Origin of the sequence: Komagataeibacter intermedius TF2, assembly GCF_000964425.1 — a bacterium.
GTDB classification, from domain to species: Bacteria; Pseudomonadota; Alphaproteobacteria; order Acetobacterales; family Acetobacteraceae; genus Komagataeibacter; species Komagataeibacter intermedius.
In genome coordinates this window covers 1-2,295 of record NZ_BANF01000118.1, presented here as the reverse complement: position 1 = coordinate 2,295, position 2,295 = coordinate 1, and the positions used below count along the sequence as shown (strand labels likewise).

Genomic DNA, 2,295 nt, shown 5'->3' with positions numbered 1-2,295 from the left:
AAGTATGGACCAGATCAATTATACACAGAAGATCGGACACTCTCCAATGCCGGCGAAGGCCGGAATGACGAAACACCCAGTGCAGACCAGATTGCACGTATCCAGCAGATCTATCGTCAGGATTACGACCTGATCGCTACCGTCAGGAACAATCGTACTGCCAGTTCGCCAGACCGCGCGCTCCAGTCGCGGATAGATCGGGCTGCCTTCGACCTTGCATAAAGCGGCTCCTGCCGGGCGGTCGTGCCATGCCGATCTCATGAAATTGACACATATCAACGACGGTACTGCCAAATAAGCCCGCTATCTTCAGCGGGCTTTTTAATCTGGCATAACCGGGCAGCCCATGCGCGCCCCCAAAAAGAAGAAAATCCATGAGATATGCCCACAGCAACTTCGAAGCCTTCGTGCGCCCTGAAAAGCCGGCCGGGATCGAGGACCGTTCCGTCTGGATTGTTGGCAGCAGTCTGGGCGGTATGGCAGCTGCGGCCTTCCTGATCCGCGATGCACGGATGACGCCGTCCCACATCACGATCCTTGATGCATCCAATGCCGATGGTGGTGCGCTGGATGGTGCAGGTAATGCAGAAACCGGCTGGCTGATCCGGGGCGGACGGGAAATGGAGGAGCAGTTTCAATGCCTGTGGGACCTGTACCGTTCCATTCCGTCGCTGGAAGTACAGGATGCCTCGGTACTGGATGAATTCTATCGCCTCAACCGAATTGATCCGTCCAGCAGTCCGGTCCGGGCAATGTGCAGACGTGGCCAGCCCCTGCCGGATCGTGACAGCCTGAAGCTGACCGGCAAGGCACGACGGGAAATCATTTCCCTTATTCTGACGGATGAAAAAAAGCTCGACAGAAAGACAATCCGTGATGTGCTGTCCGACGATTTCATGAAATCGAATTTCTGGCTGTTCTGGCGGTCAATGTTCGCCTTTGAAACATGGCACAGCGCAATCGAGATGAAGCGGTACCTTGCCCGCTTCGTGCATCAGATCCTTGGCCTGAAAGATCTGCACACACTGAAGTTCACCCGATTCAACCAGCAGGAATCGTTAAGTCGGCCACTGGCGACATGGCTGGCTGAACAGGGCGTCGTGTTCCGTCATGGCATACAGGTGACCAATGTGCGGGTGGATACAACCGGCGGGAAGAAAGTCGCATACCATATCGACTGGCTTGAAAACGGACAGCCGGGCGGTATCAACATCCCTGCGAATGACCTGGTCTTTGTCACAAATGGGTCCATGGTTGAAAATTCCCGTTGGGGCAATCACCATACGCCCGCCCTGGTGGACACCACCATTTCCGAAGGGAATATCTGGCAGCTGTGGCGTAATATCGCGGCACAGGACCCTGCCTTCGGGCGACCGGATGTATTCTGCGGCGACACGACGAAATCGCGGTGGGTATCCGCCACCGTCACGACGCTGGATACACGAATTCCCGATCTTGTGCACAAGGTCACGGGACGTAACCCGTTTTCGGGCCGTACCGTAACGGGCGGTCCCATCACCATTCAGGACTCTGCATGGTTGATGAGCTGGGTTGTCAGCCGTCAGCCCCATTTCAGGAACCAGCCGGAAGGGCAGATGGTGGCGTGGCTGTACGGACTGTTCAGCGATGTGCCGGGTAATTACGTAAAAAAATCGATGCAGGACTGCACGGGCGAGGAAATAACCCACGAATGGCTGTTCCACATGGGCGTGCCTGAAGGCCAGATCAACGATATGGCAGCCACAGGCGCCATCACCCATCCATGCATGATGCCATTCATCACGGCACAGTTCATGCCGCGTTCGGCAGGCGACCGCCCGAAGGTGGTTCCCGATGGCAGCGTCAACCTGGCCTTTCTCGGTCAGTTTGCCGAAACACCGCGCGATACTGTGTTTACAACGGAATACTCTGTCCGCACTGCAATGGAAGCCGTCTATACCCTGCTCGACATTGACCGTGCCGTGCCGGAAGTGTCTGGCAGTGTTTATGATATCCGGATGCTGTTACAGGCCGCAGCAGAATTACGGGATGGCAGGAAGATTCCCGGGGCAGGCCTTGTTCATCATCTGACCGGTGGAACGGAAATCGACGATCTTCTGGACCGCTACGGATTGATCTGACCGGATCAGGCGATGGCATGCATGCACCGCCTTTCCGTCTGTTTCCTATGTGCATCCTGCGGCGTATTCCGGGCACAAAAAAACCCGCCGTGTAAGGGCGGGTTTTTCGTGTCCGATCAAGGACTTAATCATGGTTGCGGGGATAGGATTTGAACCTATGACCTTCAGGTTATGA

At 55.7% G+C, this 2,295-nt stretch carries 1 protein-coding gene and 1 pseudogene; both read left to right on the top strand.

What is annotated here, in order from left to right:
- Positions 1–222 (top strand): annotated as a pseudogene (locus B7449_RS22100) (hypothetical protein); the annotation flags it as partial.
- A gap of 152 nt (positions 223–374) precedes the next feature.
- On the top strand, positions 375–2,120 hold the full coding sequence (locus B7449_RS13405; protein WP_039736728.1) for an oleate hydratase: 1,746 nt from the start codon (positions 375–377) through the stop codon (positions 2,118–2,120).
- The last annotated feature ends 175 nt before the right edge of the window (positions 2,121–2,295 follow it).

Excerpts from the sequence above, each read along its gene's own strand:
- B7449_RS13405 (WP_039736728.1), top strand. The coding sequence starts at position 375 with ATGAGATATGCCCACAGCAACTTCGAAGCCTTCGTGCGCCCTGAAAAG.